Source organism: Nonomuraea sp. IBHARD001, from assembly GCF_056106265.1.
In genome coordinates this window covers 983,928-1,007,748 of the sequence record NZ_JBWBBW010000002.1, presented here as the reverse complement: position 1 = coordinate 1,007,748, position 23,821 = coordinate 983,928, and the positions used below count along the sequence as shown (strand labels likewise).

The 23,821-nt window shown below is 65.7% G+C and carries 38 protein-coding genes; all 38 read right to left on the bottom strand.

What is annotated here, in order from left to right; translation table 11 throughout:
- Positions 1-99: 99 nt before the first annotated feature.
- Positions 100-1,116 (bottom strand): DNA-directed RNA polymerase subunit alpha, encoded by a 1,017-nt coding sequence (locus tag ACTWNK_RS07100; protein ID WP_474302929.1) that lies wholly within the window; start codon positions 1,114-1,116, stop codon positions 100-102.
- Between the two features lie 101 nt (positions 1,117-1,217).
- Entirely contained in the window at positions 1,218-1,844 is a 627-nt protein-coding gene (gene rpsD, locus ACTWNK_RS07095; RefSeq protein WP_474302927.1) for a 30S ribosomal protein S4, read from the bottom strand.
- Positions 1,845-1,861: 17 nt separating this feature from the next.
- On the bottom strand, positions 1,862-2,266 hold the full coding sequence (rpsK, locus tag ACTWNK_RS07090; protein ID WP_020542285.1) for a 30S ribosomal protein S11: 405 nt from the start codon (positions 2,264-2,266) through the stop codon (positions 1,862-1,864).
- Positions 2,267-2,311: 45 nt separating this feature from the next.
- Positions 2,312-2,692, bottom strand: a complete 381-nt coding sequence (rpsM, locus tag ACTWNK_RS07085; protein ID WP_474302924.1) for a 30S ribosomal protein S13 — start codon at positions 2,690-2,692, stop codon at positions 2,312-2,314.
- Between the two features lie 211 nt (positions 2,693-2,903).
- Positions 2,904-3,017 carry a 50S ribosomal protein L36 gene (gene rpmJ / locus ACTWNK_RS07080; RefSeq protein WP_003956441.1) on the bottom strand — a complete coding sequence of 38 codons (114 nt, stop codon included), beginning with the start codon at positions 3,015-3,017 and terminating at the stop codon, positions 2,904-2,906.
- A 24-nt stretch (positions 3,018-3,041) separates the two neighbouring features.
- Positions 3,042-3,263: a translation initiation factor IF-1 gene (gene infA, locus ACTWNK_RS07075; RefSeq protein ID WP_012887858.1), complete on the bottom strand. Its 222-nt coding sequence runs from the start codon at positions 3,261-3,263 to the stop codon at positions 3,042-3,044.
- Between the two features lie 196 nt (positions 3,264-3,459).
- The gene (locus tag ACTWNK_RS07070) at positions 3,460-4,107 is read right to left on the bottom strand and encodes a class F sortase (protein WP_474302921.1); all 648 of its coding nucleotides are present in this window, start codon (positions 4,105-4,107) and stop codon (positions 3,460-3,462) included.
- Between the two features lie 97 nt (positions 4,108-4,204).
- On the bottom strand, positions 4,205-4,756 hold the full coding sequence (locus ACTWNK_RS07065) for a hypothetical protein (RefSeq protein ID WP_474302919.1): 552 nt from the start codon (positions 4,754-4,756) through the stop codon (positions 4,205-4,207).
- 195 nt (positions 4,757-4,951) lie between these two features.
- Positions 4,952-5,347, bottom strand: coding sequence for a hypothetical protein (locus tag ACTWNK_RS07060; protein WP_474302917.1), 396 nt, complete (start codon positions 5,345-5,347; stop codon positions 4,952-4,954).
- Between the two features lie 113 nt (positions 5,348-5,460).
- The gene (locus tag ACTWNK_RS07055; RefSeq protein WP_474302915.1) at positions 5,461-5,889 is read right to left on the bottom strand and encodes a DUF1707 SHOCT-like domain-containing protein; all 429 of its coding nucleotides are present in this window, start codon (positions 5,887-5,889) and stop codon (positions 5,461-5,463) included.
- Positions 5,890-5,909: 20 nt separating this feature from the next.
- The gene (gene map / locus ACTWNK_RS07050; RefSeq protein WP_474302913.1) at positions 5,910-6,719 is read right to left on the bottom strand and encodes a type I methionyl aminopeptidase; all 810 of its coding nucleotides are present in this window, start codon (positions 6,717-6,719) and stop codon (positions 5,910-5,912) included.
- 121 nt (positions 6,720-6,840) lie between these two features.
- Positions 6,841-7,491, bottom strand: coding sequence for an adenylate kinase (locus ACTWNK_RS07045; RefSeq protein ID WP_474302911.1), 651 nt, complete (start codon positions 7,489-7,491; stop codon positions 6,841-6,843).
- Complete coding sequence (secY, locus tag ACTWNK_RS07040; protein ID WP_474302909.1) at positions 7,491-8,801, bottom strand: preprotein translocase subunit SecY; 1,311 nt, start codon at positions 8,799-8,801, stop codon at positions 7,491-7,493. Before secY ends, ACTWNK_RS07045 begins: the two co-directional genes overlap by 1 nt.
- A 179-nt stretch (positions 8,802-8,980) precedes the next feature.
- On the bottom strand, positions 8,981-9,436 hold the full coding sequence (gene rplO / locus ACTWNK_RS07035) for a 50S ribosomal protein L15 (RefSeq protein WP_474302907.1): 456 nt from the start codon (positions 9,434-9,436) through the stop codon (positions 8,981-8,983).
- A gap of 2 nt (positions 9,437-9,438) precedes the next feature.
- Positions 9,439-9,621 (bottom strand): 50S ribosomal protein L30, encoded by a 183-nt coding sequence (rpmD, locus tag ACTWNK_RS07030; RefSeq protein ID WP_080043226.1) that lies wholly within the window; start codon positions 9,619-9,621, stop codon positions 9,439-9,441.
- Between the two features lie 2 nt (positions 9,622-9,623).
- Positions 9,624-10,256: a 30S ribosomal protein S5 gene (gene rpsE, locus ACTWNK_RS07025; protein ID WP_474302905.1), complete on the bottom strand. Its 633-nt coding sequence runs from the start codon at positions 10,254-10,256 to the stop codon at positions 9,624-9,626.
- Positions 10,257-10,283: 27 nt separating this feature from the next.
- Positions 10,284-10,667: a 50S ribosomal protein L18 gene (gene rplR / locus ACTWNK_RS07020; protein WP_474302903.1), complete on the bottom strand. Its 384-nt coding sequence runs from the start codon at positions 10,665-10,667 to the stop codon at positions 10,284-10,286.
- Between the two features lie 2 nt (positions 10,668-10,669).
- Entirely contained in the window at positions 10,670-11,212 is a 543-nt protein-coding gene (gene rplF / locus ACTWNK_RS07015) for a 50S ribosomal protein L6 (protein WP_474302901.1), read from the bottom strand.
- 18 nt (positions 11,213-11,230) lie between these two features.
- Positions 11,231-11,629 carry a 30S ribosomal protein S8 gene (gene rpsH / locus ACTWNK_RS07010; RefSeq protein WP_090930448.1) on the bottom strand — a complete coding sequence of 133 codons (399 nt, stop codon included), beginning with the start codon at positions 11,627-11,629 and terminating at the stop codon, positions 11,231-11,233.
- A gap of 163 nt (positions 11,630-11,792) precedes the next feature.
- Complete coding sequence (locus ACTWNK_RS07005; protein WP_183650871.1) at positions 11,793-11,978, bottom strand: type Z 30S ribosomal protein S14; 186 nt, start codon at positions 11,976-11,978, stop codon at positions 11,793-11,795.
- Positions 11,979-11,980: 2 nt separating this feature from the next.
- Entirely contained in the window at positions 11,981-12,556 is a 576-nt protein-coding gene (gene rplE / locus ACTWNK_RS07000; RefSeq protein WP_474302899.1) for a 50S ribosomal protein L5, read from the bottom strand.
- Complete coding sequence (rplX, locus tag ACTWNK_RS06995) at positions 12,556-12,843, bottom strand: 50S ribosomal protein L24 (RefSeq protein WP_474310854.1); 288 nt, start codon at positions 12,841-12,843, stop codon at positions 12,556-12,558. Before rplX ends, rplE begins: the two co-directional genes overlap by 1 nt.
- Positions 12,844-12,854: 11 nt before the next feature.
- On the bottom strand, positions 12,855-13,226 hold the full coding sequence (gene rplN / locus ACTWNK_RS06990) for a 50S ribosomal protein L14 (protein ID WP_474302897.1): 372 nt from the start codon (positions 13,224-13,226) through the stop codon (positions 12,855-12,857).
- A 240-nt stretch (positions 13,227-13,466) separates the two neighbouring features.
- Positions 13,467-13,748, bottom strand: coding sequence for a 30S ribosomal protein S17 (gene rpsQ / locus ACTWNK_RS06985; RefSeq protein WP_474302895.1), 282 nt, complete (start codon positions 13,746-13,748; stop codon positions 13,467-13,469).
- The gene (gene rpmC, locus ACTWNK_RS06980; RefSeq protein WP_080047279.1) at positions 13,741-13,977 is read right to left on the bottom strand and encodes a 50S ribosomal protein L29; all 237 of its coding nucleotides are present in this window, start codon (positions 13,975-13,977) and stop codon (positions 13,741-13,743) included. Before rpmC ends, rpsQ begins: the two co-directional genes overlap by 8 nt.
- On the bottom strand, positions 13,977-14,396 hold the full coding sequence (gene rplP / locus ACTWNK_RS06975) for a 50S ribosomal protein L16 (protein WP_049572692.1): 420 nt from the start codon (positions 14,394-14,396) through the stop codon (positions 13,977-13,979). Before rplP ends, rpmC begins: the two co-directional genes overlap by 1 nt.
- A gap of 2 nt (positions 14,397-14,398) precedes the next feature.
- Complete coding sequence (gene rpsC, locus ACTWNK_RS06970; protein ID WP_474302893.1) at positions 14,399-15,271, bottom strand: 30S ribosomal protein S3; 873 nt, start codon at positions 15,269-15,271, stop codon at positions 14,399-14,401.
- Positions 15,271-15,624, bottom strand: coding sequence for a 50S ribosomal protein L22 (rplV, locus tag ACTWNK_RS06965; RefSeq protein WP_474302891.1), 354 nt, complete (start codon positions 15,622-15,624; stop codon positions 15,271-15,273). Before rplV ends, rpsC begins: the two co-directional genes overlap by 1 nt.
- A gap of 29 nt (positions 15,625-15,653) precedes the next feature.
- Positions 15,654-15,932, bottom strand: coding sequence for a 30S ribosomal protein S19 (rpsS, locus tag ACTWNK_RS06960; protein ID WP_012887835.1), 279 nt, complete (start codon positions 15,930-15,932; stop codon positions 15,654-15,656).
- 11 nt (positions 15,933-15,943) lie between these two features.
- Positions 15,944-16,780, bottom strand: coding sequence for a 50S ribosomal protein L2 (rplB, locus tag ACTWNK_RS06955; protein ID WP_474302889.1), 837 nt, complete (start codon positions 16,778-16,780; stop codon positions 15,944-15,946).
- Between the two features lie 112 nt (positions 16,781-16,892).
- Positions 16,893-17,195, bottom strand: coding sequence for a 50S ribosomal protein L23 (gene rplW, locus ACTWNK_RS06950; RefSeq protein ID WP_474302887.1), 303 nt, complete (start codon positions 17,193-17,195; stop codon positions 16,893-16,895).
- Entirely contained in the window at positions 17,195-17,842 is a 648-nt protein-coding gene (gene rplD, locus ACTWNK_RS06945; RefSeq protein WP_474302885.1) for a 50S ribosomal protein L4, read from the bottom strand. The genes rplW and rplD overlap by 1 nt, the downstream gene beginning before the upstream one ends.
- Entirely contained in the window at positions 17,839-18,492 is a 654-nt protein-coding gene (gene rplC / locus ACTWNK_RS06940; RefSeq protein WP_474302883.1) for a 50S ribosomal protein L3, read from the bottom strand. Before rplC ends, rplD begins: the two co-directional genes overlap by 4 nt.
- Positions 18,493-18,506: 14 nt before the next feature.
- Positions 18,507-18,815, bottom strand: coding sequence for a 30S ribosomal protein S10 (gene rpsJ / locus ACTWNK_RS06935; protein ID WP_012887830.1), 309 nt, complete (start codon positions 18,813-18,815; stop codon positions 18,507-18,509).
- A gap of 263 nt (positions 18,816-19,078) precedes the next feature.
- A complete protein-coding gene (gene tuf / locus ACTWNK_RS06930; protein ID WP_474302880.1) occupies positions 19,079-20,272 on the bottom strand; it encodes an elongation factor Tu in 1,194 nt (397 codons plus the stop codon).
- 142 nt (positions 20,273-20,414) lie between these two features.
- Positions 20,415-22,463 carry an elongation factor G gene (gene fusA, locus ACTWNK_RS06925; protein ID WP_474310853.1) on the bottom strand — a complete coding sequence of 683 codons (2,049 nt, stop codon included), beginning with the start codon at positions 22,461-22,463 and terminating at the stop codon, positions 20,415-20,417.
- Between the two features lie 90 nt (positions 22,464-22,553).
- Positions 22,554-23,024 carry a 30S ribosomal protein S7 gene (gene rpsG / locus ACTWNK_RS06920; RefSeq protein WP_155351275.1) on the bottom strand — a complete coding sequence of 157 codons (471 nt, stop codon included), beginning with the start codon at positions 23,022-23,024 and terminating at the stop codon, positions 22,554-22,556.
- Positions 23,025-23,026: 2 nt separating this feature from the next.
- Positions 23,027-23,401, bottom strand: coding sequence for a 30S ribosomal protein S12 (gene rpsL, locus ACTWNK_RS06915; protein ID WP_474302878.1), 375 nt, complete (start codon positions 23,399-23,401; stop codon positions 23,027-23,029).
- Positions 23,402-23,821 lie beyond the last annotated feature (420 nt).

The window sequence follows — 23,821 nt, the reverse complement described above, 5'->3', positions numbered from 1 at the left end:
CCTTGAGAGTGAACCCGCCCCGGCCGTGTCAGGTACCGGAGTCGGGCCGCCAGGCTCCCGCGTGAGGCGGGAGCCCGCGATGAACCAGATGGGTGAAGCTCAGTACTGCTCGGTCTCGACGTACGCGCTGTCGTCGTCGTCGTAACCGCCGCCGGCCACCGCGCTCGGGTCGAACCCGGGCGGGGAGTCCTTCAGGGCCAGCGACATCTCGTGCAGCTTCTGCTTGACCTCTTCGATGGACTTCGCGCCGAAGTTCCTTATGTCGAGAAGGTCCTGCTCGCTGCGGGCCACGAGCTCACCCACGGTGTGGATGCCCTCGCGCTTGAGGCAGTTGTAGGAGCGAACGGTGAGGTTCAGCTCCTCGATCGGCAGCGCCAGGTCGGCGGCCAGGGCCGCGTCCGTCGGCGACGGGCCGATGTCGATGCCCTCGGCCTCGATGTTCAGCTCGCGGGCGAGACCGAACAGCTCGACGAGGGTCTTGCCCGCCGAGGCCACCGCGTCGCGGGGCTTCATGGCGGCCTTGGTCTCGACGTCCAGGATCAGACGGTCGAAGTCGGTGCGCTGCTCGACTCGGGTCGCCTCGACCTTGTAGGTGACCTTGAGCACGGGCGAGTAGATGGAGTCGATCGGAATGCGACCGATCTCCTGGCCCGGCTGCTTGTTCTGCGCGGCGGAGACGTAACCGCGACCGCGCTCGACGGTCAGCTCCATCTCCAGCTTCGCCTTGCCGTTGAGCGTGGCGATGCGCAGCTCGGGGTTGTGCACCTCGACACCGGCCGGAGGCGCGATGTCGGCGGCGGTGACCTCACCCGGGCCCTGCTTGCGCAGGTACATGACGACCGGCTCGTCGTGCTCGGAGGAGACGACGAGCTCCTTGAGGTTCAGGATGATGTCGGTGACATCCTCCTTGACCCCCGGAACGGTCGAGAACTCGTGCAGCACGCCCTCGATGCGGATGCTCGTCACGGCCGCGCCCGGGATGGACGACAGCAGCGTGCGACGCAGCGAGTTGCCGATGGTGTAGCCGAAGCCCGGCTCCAGCGGCTCGATGACGAACTTGGACCGGGTCTCGTCGATCGACTCTTCGAGAAGAGTCGGGCGCTGAGCGATCAGCATGTGGGATCTCCCCTTGCTAGGGCGGCGCCCGCTATTTGACGCCACTCTGAATACAGCCTAAATGGGGTACGGCATGCCGTACCCCATTCAGTAGCGAGCTCTTACTTGGAGTAGAGCTCGACGATCAGCTGCTCCTGGACCTGGGTGTCGATCTGCTGGCGAACCGGCAGCTGGTGAACCAGGACACGGAGCCTCTCCGGCACGACGCCCAGCCAGGCCGGGATCGTCTTGTCGCCGGCGGTGGCGCGGGCCACCTCGTAGGGCAGAAGGTTGCGAGCCTTCTCGCGCACCTCGACGATGTCGTGCTCGCGCACGCGGTACGACGGGATGTCGACCTTCTTGCCGTTCACGATGATGTGACCGTGACGGACCTGCTGGCGGGCGGCGTCACGCGACTCGGCGAAGCCGGCGCGGTAGACCACGTTGTCGAGACGGCTCTCCAGGATCTGGAGGAGGTTCTCGCCGGTCTTGCCGCCCTTCTTGTTGGCTTCCTCGTAGTAGTTGCGGAACTGCTTCTCGAGGATGCCGTAGATGCGGCGGGTCTTCTGCTTCTCCCGGAGCTGGAGCTGGTACTCCGACTCCTTGGGACGGCCCCTGCCGTGCTCACCCGGGGGGTAGGGACGGATCTCGATGGGGCACTTGGCGGATTCGCACTTCTTACCCTTGAGGAAGAGCTTGGTCTTCTCTCGCCGGCAGAGCTTGCAGTCCGCTCCGGTGTAACGAGCCATTGTTCTCTATCTCCTGGTCAGACGCGACGGCGCTTCGGCGGGCGGCAGCCGTTGTGCGGCACGGGGGTGACGTCCTGAATGGAGCCAACCTCGAGGCCGGTCGCCTGCAGCGAACGGATCGCGGTCTCACGGCCGGAGCCGGGACCCTTGACGAACACGTCGACCTTGCGCATGCCGTGCTCCATGGCGCGGCGGGCGGCGTTCTCAGCGGCCATCTGCGCGGCGAACGGGGTGGACTTGCGAGAGCCCTTGAACCCGACGTGGCCGGCGCTGGCCCAGGAGATCACGTTCCCGTTGGGGTCGGTGATCGAGACGATCGTGTTGTTGAACGTGCTCTTGATGTGGGCGTGCCCGTGAGCGACGTTCTTCTTTTCCTTGCGGCGCACCTTCTTCGGCGCACCCTGGCGGCTCTTAGGAGGCATTGTTTGCCTTCACTCCTGAGGTCTTCGGTCCTGCGGCTGCGCGGACTACTTCTTACCGGGCTTCTTCTTGCCGGCCACGGTCTTCTTCTTGCCCTTGCGGGTACGCGCGTTGGTCTGCGTGCGCTGGCCGTGGACAGGCAGGCCCTTGCGGTGCCTGATGCCCTGGTAACAGCCGATTTCGATCTTGCGACGGATGTCGGCCTGAACTTCTCGACGGAGGTCACCCTCGATCTTGAAGTTCGCCTCGATGTAGTCACGCATCGGGACGAGCTCAGTGTCGGAGAGCTGGTGGACCCGGAGGTCACCGCTCACACCGGTGGCCTGGAGGATCTCCAGAGCGCGGGTGCGGCCGATTCCGTAAATGTAGGTGAGAGCGATCTCCAGCCGCTTGTCGCGGGGGAGGTCGACGCCAACCAGGCGAGCCATGGTCGGGCATTCTCCTTCGTTGTGGCGGAGGTCTTGCGCCTCACTTCCCCTCCCCATGCCCGGGGTGAGGGCCTCGGCCTCCGACCGAGGGTCTCCTACGTGGTACGGCCAGGCCGCCTTCGCAGGTGTGACGCGCTCATTCTTTGTCGCCCCACATGAGTCGAGTCCGCTACGACGAGCGGACTCTTTCAGTAAGGCCGATTTTCTGTGACTAGCCCTGACGCTGCTTGTGGCGCAGGTTGTCGCAGATCACCATGACGCGACCGTGCCGGCGGATCACCTTGCACTTGTCGCAGATCTTCTTAACGCTCGGCTTGACCTTCATAGTCCTTCGTGATTCCTCAGACGTTTACTTGTATCGGTAGACGATCCGCCCGCGACTCAGGTCGTAGGGGCTCAGTTCAACGACTACCCGGTCGTCAGGAAGGATTCGGATGTAGTGCATCCGCATCCGCCCGCTGATGTGGGCCAGGACCTTATGGCCGTTGTCGAGCTGCACCCGGAACATGGCGTTCGGGAGCGACTCGACCACAGTGCCCTCGATCTCGATGGCGCCGTCTTTCTTGGCCAAAATCCCTCGCGTTTCACTGATCGGTCGTCTGAGGTATCGGATCACTAAGCAGCCGCGACTTCACGCTTCGAAGAGAGCGGCGATCAGCGAGACCGCCGACGCGTGAAAGCCATAGTGAGCCGACTAAGGAGTGTACGACACCTGAGCTCAAAACGCGAAACGCGTGGCAGGTGTCCTGACACAACCATGCATCAGACTACCGCAACTCGGAAGCGAGATACGCCGCCCTGAACACCGCGTGCACGATGACGTTGTCGGCATACGACCGCCTGGCCTGGTCGAACGCGCCACCACAGGTGACGAGCACCAGCCTGCGGTCGTCGGTGCGGCCGTAGACCTCGTCGGCGGGGAAGCGGGTCTTGGGTGTGCGCTCAAGCCTCTCGACCTCGAACACCGCCACAGTACCGTCCCCTCTGACCATCGCGACCACGGCTCCCGGCGCCAGCTCGCCCAGCCTGGCGAACACCGCGGGCCCGGTCCTGGTGTCCAGATGTCCCGCGACCACCGAGGAGCCGCGCTCGCCCGGCGTGGGGCTGCCGCCGTACCATCCGGCCACATTCGCGTGATCGAGCGGCGGCACCGCGAGCACGCCGTCGGCTCCCACGCCCAGCACCACGAGCGGCGCGTCGACGCCGAGGCTCGGGATCAGCACACGGGTGGGCTCGGCCCTGCCCGGCTCCCCCGCCAGCGGCGTCGGCCACACGATCGACGTACTGGGTGAGGGCGTGGCCACGGGCGGCGTGCGCACGGCGGCGGGCGCACGGGGCACGGCGGCGAGCGGCATACAGGCGGTCAGCGCCGCGGTGAGTGTCAGGAAGGTCGCGAGGAGGGCGCAACGGGTCACGTGCCCGCCCGGCGCCGGCAGCCGCCGACCAGCGGCGCCGGGCAGGCACGAGTCTGTGGAGAGGGGTGCGCCTCGCGTGGTCCGGCGCATCGTGGGCTCAGCCGTCGACGTGCCGGCGCTCTGGGCCGCGGCGCCTGCGGGCCAGATAGGCGCCGCCCGCGCCGAGCGTCACCAGCCCCACCATCGCCGCCGCCAGCCACGGCCCCCTGGCGGGCTCGCCCGCCGCCTGCTCTGCCGCCACCGCCAGGCCGCCTCCCCCGGTGTCGGGACCGCCCGTGGGATGTCCGCCGCCGATCGTGATCGAGCCGGTCGCGGTGCCCGTCGGGCAGTTCACGTAGACCGAGCTCGCCCCTCTCGGCGCCGAGTACGGGATCTGCGCCAGGCCGTGCCACGTCGTGGTGTTGTCGTAGCTCTCCAGCTCCACCTCGTCGGCGAATGCCGCCGACCGGGCGAAGATGTCGCCCTGGGTGGTCTGTTTCTCCTGTGTGCAGTTGTAGGCGTAGATCCGCGTGTACTGCCCTGGCGAGACGGGATTGGGCAGCACCCGCACGGACGGTCCCGCCGATGCGGCGCCCACCGACATCACCGTGCTCGCGACCGCGCCGAGCAGCAACCAGCGCATGGTGCCGGCCTTACGCCTGCGCGCCATCGTCCCCCCAATGCGATGGTTCCATCGTCAAAGATCATCTACCCGGCCTGACCAGCGCCAACTACGACCAGCGGTAAAGAGTGCGTCTTTTGCCCTGCGAACCTCCGAAGCAGGACAGAAAGCGGGAGAGCCCGCCGCGACGATCGCGGCGGGCTCTCCCGAAAGGCTTCGGTCCCGGTGAAGCGGGCGCTTCGACTAGTAGATGCGGTGCTTGCCACCGCAGTGGTCGAACTTGCTGGCGCCCCAGCAGGTGTAGGTGTAGATCTTCTTGATGCCCTTGTGGCCCCACAGCGAGCTGCCCTTGCCGTCCCAGCCCTGGGCGAACTTGTACCACTTGCCGCCCTTGTAGTACTCGAACCAGATGTAGCCCTTGTGCCCGCCGGGCTTGTCCACGCCGTACCACTTGGTGTAGACGCGGCCGTTGTCCTTGTAGGTCTTGCCGTAGCTGTAGGCCTTGTGGTCGCTGGAGTAGTACTTGCCCCAGCCGCCTGACGAGGTGGTCGCGGTGGTGCTCGCACCGGCGGCGACGGGGGTCAGCAGGCCGGTGGCGATCGAGCCGGCCAGAGCGGCGGCCACGAGAAGCTTGCGCATGTTCTTCCTCCGATGAGTGGTGCCTTTCGACATCGCTCACGTTAGGAAGGAACGCCGATCCGTTCTGTGAAGGAATGCACACTCGACGCCGAGCGTGCACTATTACCGCTTCGCTAGCGCTGAGGCTTGGGCCCGTTGCCGAACACCGTGCTCATCAGCAGCACCGCACCCCATGGGCCCATCACCCACAGCGGCCAGGGGTAGATGAACTCGCCGCTGGTGATGCTGATGATCAGCCAGATCACCCAGTTGACGGCGCTGGCCACCGCCCAGGCGCTCCAGGCCGCCTTCATCCCCGCGTGCATGCCCTGCACCTTCGGCAGCGGCGCCGGCGCCTTGGCCGCGCGCATCCGCAGGTCGACCTGTGGCAGGTCCGAGGTGAGCACGGCGAGCTCACCATAGGTCTTGGCGGCGTAGAGCCGTTCGAGACGCTCGTTGAACTCGTCCATGGTGAGCCTGCCGTCGGCGGTGTGCTCCCTGAGCACGGCCGCCACCCGGTCTCGATCGGCGTCCGAGGCCCGCATCTCCGGGCTTTGGGCCATCGCCATCACTCCATCGCGTCTTAGCCGAGCAGTTCTCGCAGCCGGTCCTCGCCACCGTCGATGGCGGTAAGCACCCAAGGTCCATTATGTGTCACCGCGACGCTGTGTTCGAAGTGCGCGGAGGGCTTTCCGTCGATGGTGACGACGGTCCAGTCGTCGGCCAGCACCTTCGTGCGCTGCCCGCCCAGATTCACCATGGGCTCGACGGCGAAGCACATGCCCTCCTCGAAGGCCGGGCCCCGGCCTGGCCTGCCGTGGTTGGCCACCCAGGGGTCCATGTGCATCTCGGTGCCGATGCCGTGCCCGCCGTACTCCTGGGGGATGCCGTAGCGGCCCTGGGACTTCACGTAGCGCTCGACCTCGTAGCCGATGTCGGACAGGTGGCGGCCGGGCGTCAGGGCGGAGATGCCGCGCCACATGGCCTCCTCCGTCACGCGCATGAGCTCGGTCAGCTCGGGGGCCACCTCGCCGACGGGCACGGTGATCGCCGAGTCGCCGTGCCAGCCGTCCAGGATGGCGCCGCAGTCGATGGAGATGATGTCGCCCTCGCGCAGCGGCCTGAGGTCGGAGGGGATGCCGTGGACGACCTCGTCGTTGACCGACGCGCAGATCGTCGCCGGGAAGCCCTGGTAGCCCTTGAACGACGGGATCGCGCCCTCGTCCCTGATCGCCTTCTCGGCGATGGCGTCCAGGTCGAGCGGCGTCAGGCCGGGCTGGACCGAACGCCTCAGCAGCTCAAGCGTCCGTCCGACCACCAGTCCAGCGGCTCGCATCTTGTCGAGCTGCTCAGGCGACTTGATCTGGATTCCATGCCTGTTCTTCTTGAACACGTTCGGCACCCCCCGGGGTGGTCAACGGGCGGACGTGGGACCTCAATTCCCCCACGATAACTGTGATCATGCAGAAGTCCCCCACAGTGTGCTGCAGGGGACTTCCGGGACGTGCGTGATGTCAGCCGGCGAAAGGCCTGACGGCTTCCATCGCCCGCTGGGTGACCTCTTCGACGGGACCGGTCGCGTCCACGCCGACGAGGATGCGCTCGCCGCCGTAGAAGGAGATCAGCGGCGCCGTCTGCTCCTGGTAGACCTCGAGGCGGTGCCTCACGGTCTCCTCCTTGTCGTCGTCACGCTGGAACAGCGCGCCGCCGCAGGCGTCACAGACGTCGTCCTGCTTGTCGTCGAACTCGACGTGCCAGATGCGACCGCAGACACTGCAGGTGCGCCTGCCGGCCAGCCGGCGGACGACCTCCTCGTCCTCGACGATCAGCTCGAGCACGAGATCGAGACCGGTGCCCCACTCCGCGAGCATCTTCTTCAGGATCTCGGCCTGGGCCACGTTCCTGGGGAAGCCGTCGAGCAGGAAACCGTCCTGCGCGTCGTCCTCGGAAAGACGGTCGCGGACCATGGCGATGGTGACCTCGTCGGGAACGAGGTCGCCGCGGTCCATGTACTGCTTGGCGAGCTTGCCGAGCTCCGTGCCGCCAGAGACGTTGGCACGGAAGATGTCACCTGTCGAGATCTTCGGGATGGACAGGTTCGATGCGATGAACTGGGCCTGTGTCCCCTTACCCGCTCCGGGGGGCCCGACCAGGACGAGACGCACTAGCGGAGGAAACCTTCGTAGTTGCGCTGCTGGAGCTGGCTCTCGATCTGCTTCACGGTGTCAAGGCCGACACCCACCATGATCAGAATGCTCGTCCCTCCGAACGGGAAGTTCTGGCTGGCCCCGGCCACCGCCAGCGCGATGATCGGCACCATCGAGATGAGGCCGAGGTAGAGCGCGCCTGGAGCGGTGAGCCTGGTGAGCACGAAGTTGAGGTACTCAGCCGTCGGCCGGCCCGGACGGATGCCCGGGATGAACCCACCGTACTTCTTCATGTTGTCGGCGACTTCAACGGGGTTGAAGGTAATGGACACATAGAAGTACGTGAAGAAGACGATCAGCAGGAAGAACGTGATCATATAGGCCGGGGTGTCACCGGTGATCATGTTCTGCTGGATCCAGGAGACGACCGCGTTGGGCTCCTCCTGGTTGGCGAAGAGCGAGACCAGCAACTGCGGCAGGTACAGCAGCGAGGAGGCGAAGATGACCGGGATGATGCCGGCCTGGTTCACCTTCAACGGAATGTAGGTGGAAGTGCCGCCGTACATCCGCCTGCCGACCATACGCTTGGCGTACTGCACCGGAACCCGGCGCTGCGCCTGCTCGACGAAGACCACCGCGGCGATCATGAAGATACCGACGACGATCACCGCGATGCCGGTGACGACGTTCGCCTTGAAGATGTTGAGCAGCTCGGCGGGGAAGACCGCGATGACCTGCGTGAAGATCAGGATCGACATGCCGTTGCCGACGCCGCGGTCGGTGACGAGCTCACCGAGCCACATGATCACAGCGGTGCCCGAGGTCATGATGACGACCATCGTCACGATGCTGAAGATGTTGTCGGGGTCGAGCAGGATCTGCTGCTGGCACTGCGGGAACAGCTGTCCCGTGCGCGCCAGCGCGATGAAGGCCGTCGACTGCAGAACGGCGAGGCCGATGGTCAGGTAACGCGTGTACTGCGTGATCTTCGCGTTGCCCGCCTGCCCCTCCTTCTTGAGCGCGTCGAGACGGGGAATGACGACGACGAGGAGCTGAAGAATGATGCTCGCCGTGATGTACGGCATGATGCCCAGCGCGAACACCGACAGCTTCAGGAGGGCGCCGCCGCTGAACAGCTGCACCATCCCGTAGATGTTGCCGCTGTCGCCAGCGGTGGCCTGCTCAAGACAGGCCGCGATGTTCTCGGTGTGGACACCGGGGGTCGGAAGAACCGAGCCGAGACGGAACAGCGCGATGATGCCCAGTGTGAAGAGCAACTTCTTGCGCAGGTCCGGCGTCCGGAACGCCCGGGTAAACGCGGTCAGCACGGTCCCTCCTGCGCGCCTATAAGGCGGTATGAGTATGCGATGGTGCGGGGGTCATCCATCTGAAATTCTCAGGGTCGAACGAGCGAACGTGACGACCGGTAAGCCCGGCCGTCTCGCGAACTCTAACGCACTACAGGCGCGGGAGCCCATGGTGGAACTCCCGCGCCCGGTAATGACACTTACAGCTCGGTAACGGACCCACCGGCCGCGGCGATTTTCTCCTTCGCGCTGGACGAGAAGGCGTGAGCCGAAACGTTCAGCGAAACGGAGATGTCACCCGTGCCGAGGATCTTCACCGGCTGGTTCTTGCGGGCAGCGCCCTTGGCGACCAGCGCCTCGACGGTGACGTCGCCACCCTCGGGGAACAGCTCACCGAGCTTGTCCAGGTTGACGACCTGGTAGGTCGTCTTGAACATCGCGTTGCTGAAGCCCTTGAGCTTCGGCAGACGGCGCTGCAGCGGAACCTGGCCACCCTCGAAACCGAGAGGAACCTTGTTCCGCGACGTCGTGCCCTTGGTGCCACGACCGGAGGTCTTGCCCTTGGACGCCTCGCCACGGCCCTTGCGGACCTTGGCCTTGTTGGCGCCCTTGGCGGGACGCAGGTCGTGAATCTTGAGCGGAGCGTTGTCAGTCATGACTAGTCGACCTCTTCCACCTCGACGAGGTGCGTCACCACGGAGACCATCCCGCGAATCTCGGGACGGTCCTCCTTGACGACGACATCGCCGATTCGCTTCAGGCCAAGCGAACGCAGCGAGTCACGCTGGTTCTGCTTGCCACCGATCTTCGAGCGAACCTGAGTGATCTTCAGGCGTGCCATGACTAGCTCACCGCCTTGGCCGCCGCGGCAGCCTCCGCAATACCCTCGGCGCGAGCCTTGAGCATCGCCTTGGGAGCGACGTCCTCGATCGGCAGGCCACGGCGGGCGGCGATCTGCTCGGGGGTCGACAGACCCCTCAGAGCCGCCACGGTGGCGTGCACGATGTTGATCGGGTTGTCCGAGCCGAGCGACTTGGACAGCACGTCGTGGATACCGGCGCACTCCAGCACGGCGCGCACCGGACCACCGGCGATGACACCGGTACCGGGCGAAGCCGGACGCAGGAAGACGACGCCGGCCGCCTCCTCACCCTGCACGATGTGCGGGATGGTGCCCTGGATGCGGGGAACGCGGAAGAAGTGCTTCTTCGCCTCCTCGACACCCTTGGCGATGGCCGCGGGTACTTCCTTGGCCTTGCCGTAGCCGACGCCGACCAGGCCGTTGCCGTCACCGACGACAACCAGGGCGGTGAAGCTGAAGCGACGACCACCCTTCACGACCTTGGCGACGCGGTTGATCTTCACTACGCGCTCGATGTACGAGACGCCCTTGTCGGCGGCGCCACCGCGGCGATCGTCACGACGGTCCCGCCGCTCGCCACCGGTGCCGCCACCGCGACGCGGAGCTGCAGCCATCAGTGGTTCCTCATCTCAGTAGCCATATCAGAACTCGAGCCCACCTTCGCGGGCGCTGTCCGCCAGAGCGGCGATGCGCCCGGCGTAGCGGTTGCCACCACGGTCGAAGACGACGGCGGTGATACCGGCTTCCTTGGCCCGCTGAGCGAGGAGCTCGCCGACCTTCTTGGCCTTCTCGGTCTTGTCACCGTCGGCCGTACGCAGGGTCGCGTCCATGGTGGAGGCGCTGACCAGCGTGTGGCCCTGGGTGTCGTCCACGATCTGGACGAACAGGTGACGAGTCGAGCGGTTGACGACCAGGCGCGGACGCGCGGCCGTGCCGATGACCTTCTTGCGGACGCGGCCGTGACGGCGGGCCCGCGAGACGGTGCGGGCAGCCGTGTGCTTGCTGTACGCAGTCTTGGGAGCCATGCCTACTTACCAGCCTTTCCGACCTTGCGGCGGATCACTTCACCCTGGTACCGCACACCCTTGCCCTTGTACGGGTCGGGCTTGCGGAGCTTGCGGATGTTGGCGGCGACCTCGCCGACCTTCTGCTTGTCGATGCCGTCCACGTGGAACAGGGTCGGCTTCTCGACGCGGAAGGTGACACCCTCGGGGGCGTCGACGACAACCGGGTGGCTGAAGCCCAGTGCGAACTCCAGCTGCGTCGGGCTCTTGGCCGCGACGCGGTAACCGACACCGACGATCTCAAGGGTCTTGGAGTACCCCTGGGTCACGCCCGCCACCATGTTGGCGATCAGCGTGCGAGACAGGCCGTGCAGAGCGCGGACCTTGTTCTCGTCGTTGGGACGGGTGACGGCGATGGTGCCGTCCTCGTCGCGAGCCACAACGATGGGCTCGGCGACCTTGAGTGAAAGCGTGCCCTTCGGGCCCTTGACCTGGACATCCCGGCCGTCAATAGAGACGTCGACGCCGCTGGGTACAGGGATGGGCAGCCGTCCGATTCGCGACATGCTGTGTTCCTCCCCTCGTTACCAGACGTAGGCGAGGACTTCCCCGCCCACTCCACGCTTGCCGGCCTGCTTGTCGGTCATGAGACCGGCGGACGTCGAGATGATCGCGACGCCCAGCCCGCCCAGAACTCGAGGCAGGTTGTCCTTCTTCGCGTACACGCGCAGACCGGGCTTGGACACCCGGCGAAGACCTGCGAGGGAACGCTCACGGGTCGGGCCGAACTTCAGCTCCACCACGAGGTTCTTCCCGACCTTGGCGTCTTCGACGGTCCAGGCCTGGATGTAACCCTCCTGCTGGAGGATCTCGGCGATGTGCGCCTTGATCTTCGAGTACGGCATCGACACGCTGTCGTGATAAGCCGAGTTCGCGTTTCGCAGACGAGTCAGCATGTCTGCGATCGGGTCGGTCATCGTCATGGCCAACGGCCTTCCTCGCCGCGGTTTCCAGTCGGTCGAGATCTCGTCTCTGCCGGTGGACCTTCGGCGCGGTCATGGACGCCTGGATCAGCGTCCGGTTGACATTCCTAGATATGTACGGCTGGCAGCCGACGGGGGCGGTGCGACCCGCCCCCGCGGTGACCTACCAGCTTGACTTGGTGATGCCGGGCAGCTCGCCCCGGTGCGCCATCTCGCGGAAGCAGATCCGGCACAGGCCGAACTTGCGGTAAACCGCGTGCGCACGGCCGCAGCGCGAACACCGAGTGTACGCCCGTACGGCGAACTTCGGCTTGCGGGCCGCCTTGACCTTGAGAGATGTCTTCGCCATGATCAGGCCTCCTTGAAGGGGAACCCGAGAAGCTTCAGCAGCGCCCGGCCCTGGTCGTCGGTCTTCGCGGTCGTCACGACCGTGATGTCCATGCCTCGCGGCCTGTCCACCTTGTCGGGGTCGACCTCGTGGAACATGACCTGCTCCGTGAGACCGAACGTGTAGTTGCCGTTGCCGTCGAACTGCTTCGGCGAAAGGCCGCGGAAGTCCCTGATGCGCGGAAGCGCCAGGGACAGCAGCCGGTCGAGGAACTCCCACATCCGGTCGCCGCGCAGCGTGACGTGCGCGCCGATCGGCATGCCCTCACGCAGCTTGAACTGCGCGATGGACTTGCGGGCGCGAACGACGGCGGGCTTCTGACCGGTGATGACCGTGAGGTCGCGCACGGCGCCCTCGATCAGCTTCGAGTCGCGGGCCGCCTCGCCGACGCCCATGTTGACCTTGATCTTGGTCAGGCCGGGCACCAGCATGATGTTCTCGATGCCGAACTCCTCGCGAAGCTTCGCGATGACTTCCTCGCGGTACTTCGTCTTGAGGCGCGGCGTCGGACGCTCGGTGGTGGTCTCGGTGACGGTCATCAGTTGTCCTCACCCGACTCGTCGGCCTTGTCAGCCGTCTTGGCAGGCTTCTCGTCATCCTTGAGCTTCTTGACGTTGCTCACGTGGATGGGGGCCTCCATGGTCGTCACGCCGCCCTGCTTGGCGCCGCGAGGACCGTTGAGGTTCTCCTTGGCGTGCTTCTTGATCATGTTGACACCCTCGACCACCACGCGGTCCTCGCGCGGGAGAGCGGCGATCACTCGACCCTTGGCACCCTTGTCCTTGCCGGCGATGACCTGAACCAGGTCACCCTTCTTCACATGCAGCGACTTCGGCATTACAACACCTCCGGCGCGAGCGAGATGATGCGCATGAACTTCTTCTCGCGCAGCTCACGGCCGACCGGGCCGAAGATGCGGGTGCCGCGAGGGTCACCGCTGTCCTTGATGATGACGGCGGCGTTCTCGTCGAAGCGGATGTAGGAACCGTCGGGACGGCGCCTCTCCTTGACCGTGCGAACGATGACGGCCTTGACGACGTCACCCTTCTTGACGGTGCTGCTGCCCGGAAGGGCATCCTTCACCGTGGCGACGATGATGTCGCCGATGCCCGCGTAGCGCCGACCCGAGCCACCGAGAACGCGGATGCAAAGAATCTCCTTGGCACCCGTGTTGTCGGCGACGCGAAGTCGCGACTCCTGCTGGATCACGTCTACTCCTGTTGGTCTCCGCCGGTTCTCGCCGCCTCACGGCCACGAGCCTTGCGGAACTGCAGTTGTCTTGTTCCCCCGGCGACAGCACCGGACGTGCGGCTCACGCCGTACCTCCGACACCGCCCCGCAGGCGACGCGGGTCGCCCCGCGTCCTTGGACGCCGTCATGGGGTCGCCCCCACGACGGCGCGTCAATCACCAGAGGGCCGCCCCCACCAGGAGGGCGGCCTTCAGGGTCTTACTTGGCCCGCTCGAGGATCTCCACGACGCGCCAGCGCTTGGTCGCCGAGAGCGGCCTGGTCTCCATGAGGAGGACCCGGTCGCCGACGCCGCAGGCGTTGGCCTCGTCGTGCGCCTTGTACTTGGTCGTACGGCGGATGACCTTGCCGTACAGCGGGTGCTTCACGCGGTCCTCGACGGCGACCACGACGGTCTTGTCCATCTTGTCGCTGACGACCAGGCCCTCACGGGTCTTGCGGTAGTGCCGCGCGGTCTTCTCGGTGGTCTCGGTCTCAGCCATCGCTCGTCTCCTTCTCAACCGTGACAATGCCAAGCTCGCGCTCGCGCATCACGGTGTAGATACGGGCGATCTCGCGGCGGACGGCGCGAAGCCGCCCGTGGCTCTCCAACTGACCGGTCGCCGCCTGGAAGCGGAGGTTGAACAGCTCCTCCTTGGCTTCCTTCAGCTTCTGGACCAGGGTGTCCTGGTCCTCCACCCGCAGCTCGCCGGCGGTCAGGCCCTTAGCCATCACGCCTCCCCAACTTCACGCTTGACGATCTTGCACTTCATGGGGAGCTTGTGGATGGCGCGAGTGAGCGCCTCACGGGCGATCGGCTCGGCGACACCGGAAAGCTCGAACATGACGCGCCCCGGCTTGACGTTCGCGATCCACCATTCGGGCGAACCCTTACCGGAACCCATGCGGGTCTCGGCAGGCTTCTTGGTGAGCGGACGGTCCGGGTAAATGTTGATCCACACCTTGCCACCACGCTTGATGTGGCGGGTCATGGCGATACGAGCCGACTCGATCTGGCGGTTGGTCACGTAGGAGTGCTCAATCGCCTGAATGCCGAACTCGCCGAACACGACCCTGGTGCCGCCCTTGGCGGCGCCACTGCGGTCAGGCCGGTGCTGCTTGCGGTGCTTGACCCTGCGCGGGATCAGCATGGTCAGCTCCCTTCAGCACCCGGCTGCGCAGCCGGGCCGGTCTCGGGGGCAGCCTGCGAGGCCGCCTCAGTCCTGGGGGCACGGTCCGAACGACCGGCGCCACCACCGCGACGTGCGCCACCGGCGCCACCGCCACGACGGGGACGCTCGCCGCCGCCACCGCCGCCACCACGACGGTCGTCGCGGTCACGGCGCTGACCGGCGCGCGCACCGGCGGCTGCGGCGGCTGCCGCCTCACGCTCGGCGCGGCTGGTCGGAGCCTCACCCTTGTAGATCCACACCTTCACGCCGATGCGGCCGAAGGTCGTACGGGCCTCGTAGAAGCCGTAGTCGATGTCCGCGCGAAGGGTGTGCAGCGGCACACGACCCTCACGGTAGAACTCCGACCGCGACATCTCCGCGCCGCCCAGACGACCCGAGCACGCGACACGGATGCCCTTGGCGCCGCTCTTCATGGCCGACTGCATCGCCTTGCGCATGGCGCGACGGAACGACACACGGCTGGAGAGCTGCTCCGCGACACCCTGAGCGACGAGCTGAGCGTCGATCTCGGGGTTCTTGACCTCGAGGATGTTGAGCTGGACCTGCTTCTTGGTCAGCTTCTCGAGGTCACCGCGGATCCGGTCGGCCTCGGCGCCGCGGCGGCCGATGACGATACCGGGACGAGCGGTGTGGATGTCGACCTGAACACGGTCGGTCGTACGCTCGATCTCGACCTTGGAGATACCGGCCCGCTCCATGCCCTTCTGCAGCATGCGGCGGATCGCGACGTCTTCGGCCACGTACGACTTGTAAAGCTTGTCGGCGTACCACCGGCTCTTGAAGTCGGTCGTGATGCCGAGGCGGAACCCGTGCGGGTTAACCTTCTGGCCCACTAGCGGGTCCTTCCCTTCGGCTCGCGGGACTCCACGATCACGGTGATGTGGCTCGTCCGCTTGTTGATCCGATAGGCACGACCCTGGGCACGCGGGCGGAACCGCTTCAGCGTCGGGCCCTCGTCGACCCACGCACGGCTCACGACGAGCGTGTCACGGTCGATCTTGAGGTTGTGCTCTGCGTTCGCCATGGCGCTGGAGAGCACCTTGTAGATCGGCTCGCTCGCCGCCTGGGGAGCGAACTGCAGCACGGCCTGCGCCTCCGAAGCGGGCAGCCCGCGAATAAGGTCCACCACACGGCGGGCCTTCTGGGGCGTGACGCGGACGAACCGCGCCTGAGCCCTGGCTTCCATCGCTTACTCCTCTTACTTCTGAAGGCTGTTTATCGCCGGCTGCGGCGGTCTTCCTTGACGTGGCTGCGGAAGGTCCGCGTGGGGGCGAACTCACCGAGCTTGTGGCCGATCATCGACTCGGTCACGAAGACCGGGACGTGCTTGCGGCCGTCGTGAACGGCGATCGTGTGGCCGAGCATGTCGGGCACGATCATGGAGCGCCGCGACCACGTCTTGATGACGTTCTTGGTGCCCTTCTCGTTCTGGACGTCCACCTTCTTCTGAAGGTGGTCATCCACGAAGGGGCCCTTCTTAAGGCTACGTGGCATTTCGGCTGCTCCTACCGCTTCTTCCTCTTGGTCCGACGGCGGATGATCAGCCGGTCGCTGGCCTTGTTCGCCTGACGGGTACGGCCCTCGGGCTTGCCCTTCGGGTTGACCGGGTGGCGACCGCCGGAGGTCTTACCCTCACCACCACCGTGCGGGTGGTCGACGGGGTTCATCGCGACACCACGGACGGTCGGGCGCTTGCCCTTCCACCTCATGCGGCCGGCCTTACCCCAGTTGATGTTGGCCTGCTCGGCGTTGCCGACCTGACCCACACTCGCGCGGCAGCGCACGTCGACCATACGCATTTCGCCGGAGGGCATACGCAGCGTGGCGTACTGGCCCTCCTTCGCGAGGAGCTGGATCTGCGCACCGGCCGAGCGGCCCAGCTTCGCGCCACCACCGGGACGGAGCTCCACCGCGTGGATGAAGGTACCGGTCGGGATGTTGCGCAGCGGCAGGCAGTTGCCCGGCTTGATGTCGGCCGTGGGGCCGTTCTCGATGCGGTCGCCCTGCTTCAGGCCGGTCGGCGCGATGATGTAGCGCTTCTCACCGTCGGCGAAGTGCAGCAGAGCGATGTTGGCGGTCCGGTTGGGGTCGTACTCGATGTGAGCGACCTTGGCCGGAATGCCGTCCTTGTCATGCCTACGGAAGTCAATGATTCGGTAGGCGCGCTTGTGACCGCCGCCTTGGTGGCGTGCGGTGACCCGGCCGTGTACGTTGCGGCCGCCCTTGCTGTGAAGGGGCGCAAGCAACGACTTCTCGGGCGTGCTGCGCGTGATCTCGGCGAAGTCCGAGACACTCGAGCCGCGGCGACCCGGGGTCGTCGGCTTGTACTTACGGATGCCCATCTTTTTCGTTCATCCCTTGTCAGTTACATGGGTGAGCCCGCCGAACCGGAGTCCGGCGGTCTCGACCTCATTCGGGACGGGCGAACCCGTCCCTCTCTACATCTATGGCTAGCTAGCCGACCTGACCGAAGATGTCGATCCGGTCACCCTCGACCAGGCTCACGATGGCGCGCTTGGTGTCGGGACGCTTGCCGAAACCGGCCCGGGTGCGCTTGCGCTTGCCCTGGCGGTTGATGGTGTTCACGCTGGTGACCTTGACCCCGAAGATCTGCTCGACCGCGATCTTGACCTGGGTCTTGTTCGCGGTCTTCTTCACCAGGAACGTGTACTTGTTGTTCTCATCGATCAGGCCGTAGCTCTTCTCGGAGACGACCGGCTTGATGATGATGTCGCGCGGGTCGGCGATCTTCTCCATCAGACCTCTTCCTTCCCGCTCAGGCTCAGGCGCGCCACGACCTGGTCGAACGCGTCCTGCGTGAAGACCACGTCGTCGTGCACGAGCACGTCGTAGGTGTTGAGCTGCCCGGCGTCCAGGAGGTGGACCTCGGGAGCGTTGCGCAGGCTCAGCCAGGTGAGCTCGTCACCCTCGTCGACCACGACGAGAACGCTGCGCGCCTCGGTGATCTTACGAAGCGCCTGCAGGGTGGCCTTGGTCTTCGGCGTCTCGCCGGAGACCAGACCGCTCACGACGTGCACACGGCCGCCGTTGGCCCGGTCGGACAGGGCGCCACGCAGGGCGGCGGCCTTCATCTTCTTGGGCGTCTTCTGCGAGTAGTCGCGCGGCTGCGGGCCGTGCACGACGCCGCCACCGGTGAACTGGGGCGCGCGGGTCGAGCCCTGACGGGCGCGGCCGGTGCCCTTCTGGCGGTACGGCTTCTTGCCGCCACCGCTGACCTCGCCACGGGTCTTCACCTTGTGCGTGCCCTGCCGGCGAGCGGCGAGCTGGGCGACGACGACCTGGTGGATCAGCGGGATGTTGACCTTGGCACCGAAAACGGTCTCCGGGAGGTCGACGGAGCCGGCCTTCGCGCCACTGGCGTCGAGGACGTCGATGGTGCTCACTTGGCAGCCCCCTTCTTGGCGGCGGAGCGGACGAGAACCAGGCTGCCGTTGGCGCCGGGAATCGCACCCTTGATCAGGATGAGACCGTTCTCGACGTCGACGGAGTGAACCTTGAGGCTCTGCACGGTCGTGCGGACGTTACCCATCCGACCGGCCATGCGCAGGCCCTTGAATACGCGGCCAGGGGTGGCGCAGCCACCGATGGAACCCGGCGAGCGGTGCTTGCGCTGCGTACCGTGCGAGGCACCCAATCCCTTGAAGCCGTGACGCTTCATGACACCGGCGAAGCCCTTGCCCTTGCTCTTGCCCGTCACGTCGACGAACTGGCCGGCCTCGAAGGTGTCGGCCAGGAGCTCCTGGCCCAGGGTGTACTCGCTCGCGTCGTCAGTACGGATCTCCGTGAAGTAACGGCGCGGGGTGATGTCGTGCTTACGCAGGTAGTCGCCGAGCGGCTTGTTGACCTTCCTGGGGTCGACCTGCCCGAAACCGAGCTGCACGGCGGAGTAGCCGTCCTTCTCGGGAGTACGGACCCTGGTCACCACGCACGGACCGGCTTCGACCACGGTCACCGGGACCATCCGGTTGTCCGCGTCGAAGACCTGGGTCATGCCGAGCTTCTTGCCCAGGACGCCCTTTGTCGTCTTAGCCATGTCAGTGCGTTCCCTCAGAGCTTGATCGAAATGTCGACGCCGGCGGGGAGGTCGAGTCGCATGAGCGAGTCGACCGTCTTCGGCGTCGGGTCGATGATGTCAATCAGCCGCTTGTGCGTGCGCATCTCGAAGTGCTCGCGGCTGTCCTTGTACTTGTGCGGCGAGCGGATGACGCAGTACACGTTCTTCTCGGTCGGCAGCGGCACCGGGCCTGCGACCTTCGCGCCAGTCCGCGTCACCGTCTCGACAATCTTCTTGGCCGAGCTGTCGATGACCTCGTGGTCATAGGCCTTGAGCCGAATGCGGATCTTCTGTCCCGCCATAGTGGCCTCGGTGTCCTTCGCTGTCGTCTGAAAAAGTATCGTGCGGCCTGTGCCGCTATAAGTAACTCCACGTGGCAGACGCTGTTGATCTGCCGTTTCATTCCGTGATCCGGCAGTTATCTCGGTCACTCGGGCCGAACTAACTGCAAGATCACGGTGCTCGTGGAGCTTTTGACGTGCCAGCCGTACAGACTAGCCGCCTTTTCACAGTGCGGCGGTCGGCCCTCGGAAATCCGGGGGCCGACCGCCACCCTGCGGTCGTACTACTTGAGGATCTTCGTCACGCGACCGGCGCCGACGGTACGGCCGCCCTCACGGATCGCGAACTTCAGACCGTCCTCCATGGCGATGGGCTGGATCAGCTCGACGCGCATCTCGGTGTTGTCGCCGGGCATGACCATCTCGGTGCCCTCGGGGAGGTTCACCACGCCGGTCACGTCCGTCGTACGGAAGTAGAACTGGGGACGGTAGTTGTTGAAGAACGGCGTGTGACGGCCGCCCTCGTCCTTGCTCAGGATGTAGACCTGGGCCTCGAACTCGGTGTGCGGGGTCGTGGTGCCCGGCTTGATGATGCACTGGCCGCGCTCGACGTCCTCGCGCTTGATGCCGCGCAGGAGCAGACCGACGTTGTCGCCCGCCTGGCCCTCGTCGAGCAGCTTGCGGAACATCTCGACACCGGTGACCGTGGTGGTGGTCTTGGTCTCCTTGATGCCGATGATGTCGACAGTCTCGTTGACCTTGACGATGCCACGCTCGATACGGCCGGTGACGACCGTGCCGCGACCGGTGATCGAGAAGACGTCCTCGATCGGCATGAGGAACGGCTTCTCGGTCTCACGGGTCGGCTCGGGGACGTTCTCGTCCACGGCGGTCATGAGCTCGATGATGCTGTCGCCCCACTTCTGGTCGCCCTCAAGGGCCTTCAGAGCGGAGACGCGCACGACCGGCAGGTCGTCGCCGGGGAACTCCTGCGCGGAGAGCAGCTCGCGGACCTCGAGCTCGACGAGCTCCAGGATCTCCTCGTCGTCGACCATGTCGGCCTTGTTGAGCGCCACGACGATGTAGGGGACGCCGACCTGGCGGGCCAGGAGGACGTGCTCCTTCGTCTGGGGCATCGGGCCGTCGGTCGCGGCGACCACGAGGATCGCGCCGTCCATCTGCGCGGCACCCGTGATCATGTTCTTCACGTAGTCGGCGTGACCGGGGCAGTCCACGTGAGCGTAGTGGCGCTTCTCGGTCTGGTACTCGACGTGCGCGATGGAGATCGTGATACCACGAGCCTTCTCCTCGGGCGCCTTGTCGATCTTGTCGAACGGGGTCGCCTCGTTAAGGTTCGGGAAACGCTCGTGGAGCACCTTGGTGATCGCCGCGGTCAGAGTGGTCTTGCCGTGGTCGATGTGCCCAATGGTGCCGATGTTCACGTGCGGCTTGGTCCGCTCGAACTTGGCCTTCGCCACTGGTTCTCTCCTTAGAGAATCTGACTGACTTACATATCACTCGGGCCCGGACACGCCGGACCCCTTGGGTGGTGGGGCGGTGTTGAGCCGCCCCACCAGGACCAGGACGCTAGTGTCCCGGTCCTTGGGGACCGCGGCGGGTCTATTCGCCCCGGGCCTTCGCGATGATCTCCTTGGCGACGCCCGGAGGCACCTCGGAGTAGGAGTCGAACTGCATGCTGTAGCTCGCGCGTCCCTGCGTCTTGCTACGAAGGTCACCCACGTAGCCGAACATCTCAGACAGCGGCACGAGCGCCTGGATGACACGCGCACCCGCACGCTCGTCCATCGCCTGGATCTGTCCGCGGCGACCGTTGATGTCACCGATGACGTCACCCATGTAGTCCTCGGGCGTGGTGACCTCGACGGCCATCAGCGGCTCGAGAAGAACGGCGTCCGCCTTGCGCGCGGCCTCCTTGAAGGCCATCGAACCGGCGATCTTGAAGGCCATTTCCGAGGAGTCGACGTCGTGCGCGGCACCGTCGGTCAGCGTCACCTTCACGCCCACCATCGGGTAACCGGCCAGCACGCCGAACTCGGCGGCCTCCTGGGCGCCCGCGTCGACCGAGGGGATGTACTCCCTCGGGACACGACCGCCGGAGACCTTGTTCTCGAACTCGTAGCCGTCGTTGCCTTCGCCCAGCGGCTCGAGGTTGATGATGACGCGGGCGAACTGGCCCGAACCACCGGTCTGCTTCTTGTGGGTGTAGTCGACCTTCTCCACCTTGCGGCGGATGGTCTCCCGGTAGGCGACCTGCGGCCGGCCGACGTTCGCCTCGACCTTGAACTCGCGACGCATACGGTCGACGAGGATCTCGAGGTGAAGCTCGCCCATGCCCCAGATGACCGTCTGGCCGGTCTCCTCGTCACGACGGACCTGGAAGGACGGGTCCTCCTCGGCCAGCCGCTGGATCGCGGTCGACAGCTTCTCCTGGTCGCCCTTGGTCTTGGGCTCGATCGCGACGTTGATGACCGGAGCCGGGAACGTCATCGACTCGAGCACGACCTGGTGCTGGGTGTCGCTCAGCGTGTCGCCGGTCGTGGTGTCCTTCAGACCCATGACGGCGACGATCTGACCGGCGTGCGCGGACGGGCGCTCTTCGCGCTTGTTCGCGTGCATCTGGTAGATCTTGCCGATCCGCTCCTTCTTGCCCTTCACCGAGTTGATGACACCGGTGCCGGTCTCGAGCGTGCCCGAGTAGATGCGGATGTAGGTGAGCTTGCCCAGGTGCGGGTCGCTCATGATCTTGAACGCCAGAGCGGAGAACGGCTCGGTCACGTCCGCGTGACGCTCGATGACCTCGTCCTCCTTGCCGACCGCGTGTCCCTTGAAAGCCGGGATGTCGATCGGTGCGGGCAGGTAGGCCACGATCGCGTCGAGCAGGGGCTGAACGCCCTTGTTCTTGAACGCGGTGCCGGTCAGGACCGGGTTGATGGCGCTGGACAGCGTCGCGCGGCGGATGGCCGCGACGAGCTGCTCCTCGGTGGGCTCGACGCCCTCGAGGAAGAGCTCCATCAGCTGGTCGTCGTTCTCGGCGACGGTCTCGACGAGCTTGTCGCGCCACTCACGAGCTGCCTCGGCGTGGTCGGCGGGGATGTCGACGACCTCGTACATCTCGCCCTTGGCCGCCTCGGCGCTCCAGAGCAGGCCCTTCATCTTCACCAGGTCGATGACGCCCTTGAAGTCGGCCTCAACGCCCCAGGGAAGCTGAATGACGGCCGGGGTGGCCGCAAGACGGGTGATCATCATGTCGACGCAGCGGTGGAACTCCGCGCCGACACGGTCCATCTTGTTCACGAAGCAGATGCGAGGCACGCCGTAGCGGTCGGCCTGACGCCACACCGTCTCAGACTGCGGCTCGACACCCGCGACACCGTCGAACACCGCGACGGCACCGTCGAGGACGCGGAGCGAGCGCTCCACCTCGATGGTGAAGTCGACGTGCCCGGGGGTGTCGATGATGTTGATGGTGTGACCGTCCCACTCACAGGTGGTAGCGGCGGAGGTGATAGTGATACCACGCTCCTGCTCCTGCTCCATCCAGTCCATGGTGGCAGCGCCCTCGTGGACTTCACCGATCTTGTAGTTGATACCGGTGTAGAACAGGATGCGCTCGGTCGTGGTGGTCTTGCCCGCGTCGATATGGGCCATGATCCCGATGTTGCGGACCTTGGCCAGGTCAAGAGCGGTCGTGGTGGCCACTTCTCTCGCGTCCTCGTCGTCTCGTCGAACCCGCCGGGGTTACCAGCGGTAGTGGGCGAAGGCCTTGTTGGACTCGGCCATCTTGTGGGTGTCCTCGCGCTTCTTGACCGAAGCGCCGAGGCCGTTGCTGGCGTCGAGCAGCTCGTTCATCAGGCGCTCGGTCATGGTCTTCTCGCGGCGGGCGCGGGAGTACTGCACCAGCCAGCGCAGGGCCAGGGTGGTGCTGCGCGCGGCGCGCACCTCGACCGGGACCTGGTAGGTCGCGCCACCGACACGGCGGCTGCGCACCTCGAGCGTGGGCTTGACGTTGTCGAGCGCCCGCTTGAGGGTGACGACCGGGTCGTTGCCGGTCTTGTCCTTGCAGCCCTCAAGGGCGCCGTAGACGATCGACTGCGCGATGGAGCGCTTGCCGTCCAGGAGCACCTTGTTGATCAGGGCGGTGACCAGCGGCGAGTTGTGAACCGGGTCAGACATGAGCTGACGACGGCCAGGAGAACCCTTACGAGGCATTGTTAGCTCTTCTCCCTCTTCGCGCCGTAACGGCTACGGGCCTGCTTGCGGTTGCGGACACCCTGGGTGTCCAGCGAGCCACGGATGATCTTGTAGCGAACACCCGGCAGGTCCTTCACACGACCGCCGCGAACGAGCACGATCGAGTGCTCCTGCAGGTTGTGGCCAACACCGGGGATGTAGGCCGTGACCTCGATGCCGTTGGTGAGCCGAACACGGGCGACCTTGCGCAGGGCCGAGTTGGGCTTCTTGGGAGTGGTGGTGTAGACGCGCTGGCACACGCCGCGACGCTGCGGACTCCCCTTGAGGGCAGGAGTCTTGGTCTTGGTGACCTTGTCCTGCCGGCCCTTGCGGACCAACTGCTGAATAGTGGGCACTGCCACTCCGTTCGTGCTTCGGCCGGTCAAACGTCAGGTGGTGCATTTCGCAGGTACTGCCGGTGTCATGACCTGCTGTTTTCCCTCTTGCTTCGACCCACGCGGTCGGGCGTGTCGCGTCCTCACGGAGCCACACCTCGACCAAGCAGAAAGCTGGGGGAGGCCATACGGCGCCACTACCGGATCTAGCCTGTCGGAGCGCACGCATGAGAGCCCATGAACCCACGGGCACGAAGGGCAAGACTACCCAGCACAAGGCAACACGTCAAAACGGTCGCCGCGCTCCGGCCACCGGTCTTCCGCGGCCGCATTCTCGTGTCGTGGTCCCACGGTCGGCATCTCCCCCGACCGCTATCAGGCCCGCACCTAGTTTACCCGCTTCCTACGAGTTCTCCGGACCTTCACGGGAAATCGTTGAGG

What these genes read in the sequence shown, in the direction of transcription:
- rplP (WP_049572692.1), bottom strand. Translation starts at nt 14,396, where the DNA reads ATGCTGATCCCGCGCAGGGTCAAGCACCGCAAGCAGCACCGGCCTGAC.
- fusA (WP_474310853.1), bottom strand. Translation starts at nt 22,463, where the DNA reads ATGGCCCATATCGACGCGGGCAAGACCACCACGACCGAGCGCATCCTG.
- rpsM (WP_474302924.1), bottom strand. Translation starts at nt 2,692, where the DNA reads ATGGCTCGCCTGGTTGGCGTCGACCTCCCCCGCGACAAGCGGCTGGAG.
- rplB (WP_474302889.1), bottom strand. Translation starts at nt 16,780, where the DNA reads ATGGGCATCCGTAAGTACAAGCCGACGACCCCGGGTCGCCGCGGCTCG.
- rpsD (WP_474302927.1), bottom strand. Translation starts at nt 1,844, where the DNA reads ATGGCTCGTTACACCGGAGCGGACTGCAAGCTCTGCCGGCGAGAGAAG.
- rpsG (WP_155351275.1), bottom strand. Translation starts at nt 23,024, where the DNA reads ATGCCTCGTAAGGGTTCTCCTGGCCGTCGTCAGCTCATGTCTGACCCG.
- rplR (WP_474302903.1), bottom strand. Translation starts at nt 10,667, where the DNA reads ATGGCTCCCAAGACTGCGTACAGCAAGCACACGGCTGCCCGCACCGTC.
- rplE (WP_474302899.1), bottom strand. Translation starts at nt 12,556, where the DNA reads ATGACCGTCACCGAGACCACCACCGAGCGTCCGACGCCGCGCCTCAAG.
- rpmD (WP_080043226.1), bottom strand. Translation starts at nt 9,621, where the DNA reads ATGGCACGCCTGAAGATCACTCAGGTTCGCTCGAAGATCGGTGGCAAG.
- ACTWNK_RS07065 (WP_474302919.1), bottom strand. Translation starts at nt 4,756, where the DNA reads ATGGCGCGCAGGCGTAAGGCCGGCACCATGCGCTGGTTGCTGCTCGGC.
- rplW (WP_474302887.1), bottom strand. Translation starts at nt 17,195, where the DNA reads ATGGAGAAGATCGCCGACCCGCGCGACATCATCATCAAGCCGGTCGTC.
- ACTWNK_RS07005 (WP_183650871.1), bottom strand. Translation starts at nt 11,978, where the DNA reads ATGGCGAAGACATCTCTCAAGGTCAAGGCGGCCCGCAAGCCGAAGTTC.
- rplC (WP_474302883.1), bottom strand. Translation starts at nt 18,492, where the DNA reads ATGGCTAAGACGACAAAGGGCGTCCTGGGCAAGAAGCTCGGCATGACC.
- ACTWNK_RS07060 (WP_474302917.1), bottom strand. Translation starts at nt 5,347, where the DNA reads ATGCGCAAGCTTCTCGTGGCCGCCGCTCTGGCCGGCTCGATCGCCACC.
- rplF (WP_474302901.1), bottom strand. Translation starts at nt 11,212, where the DNA reads ATGTCGCGAATCGGACGGCTGCCCATCCCTGTACCCAGCGGCGTCGAC.
- rpsH (WP_090930448.1), bottom strand. Translation starts at nt 11,629, where the DNA reads ATGACGATGACCGACCCGATCGCAGACATGCTGACTCGTCTGCGAAAC.
- ACTWNK_RS07055 (WP_474302915.1), bottom strand. Translation starts at nt 5,889, where the DNA reads ATGGCCCAAAGCCCGGAGATGCGGGCCTCGGACGCCGATCGAGACCGG.
- rpsK (WP_020542285.1), bottom strand. Translation starts at nt 2,266, where the DNA reads ATGCCTCCTAAGAGCCGCCAGGGTGCGCCGAAGAAGGTGCGCCGCAAG.
- rplO (WP_474302907.1), bottom strand. Translation starts at nt 9,436, where the DNA reads ATGACTGACAACGCTCCGCTCAAGATTCACGACCTGCGTCCCGCCAAG.
- rplV (WP_474302891.1), bottom strand. Translation starts at nt 15,624, where the DNA reads ATGGAAGCCAGGGCTCAGGCGCGGTTCGTCCGCGTCACGCCCCAGAAG.
- rpsS (WP_012887835.1), bottom strand. Translation starts at nt 15,932, where the DNA reads ATGCCACGTAGCCTTAAGAAGGGCCCCTTCGTGGATGACCACCTTCAG.
- rpmJ (WP_003956441.1), bottom strand. Translation starts at nt 3,017, where the DNA reads ATGAAGGTCAAGCCGAGCGTTAAGAAGATCTGCGACAAGTGCAAGGTG.
- rpsQ (WP_474302895.1), bottom strand. Translation starts at nt 13,748, where the DNA reads ATGGCTGAGACCGAGACCACCGAGAAGACCGCGCGGCACTACCGCAAG.
- rpsE (WP_474302905.1), bottom strand. Translation starts at nt 10,256, where the DNA reads ATGGCTGCAGCTCCGCGTCGCGGTGGCGGCACCGGTGGCGAGCGGCGG.
- rpsJ (WP_012887830.1), bottom strand. Translation starts at nt 18,815, where the DNA reads ATGGCGGGACAGAAGATCCGCATTCGGCTCAAGGCCTATGACCACGAG.
- rpmC (WP_080047279.1), bottom strand. Translation starts at nt 13,977, where the DNA reads ATGGCTAAGGGCCTGACCGCCGGCGAGCTGCGGGTGGAGGACCAGGAC.
- ACTWNK_RS07100 (WP_474302929.1), bottom strand. Translation starts at nt 1,116, where the DNA reads ATGCTGATCGCTCAGCGCCCGACTCTTCTCGAAGAGTCGATCGACGAG.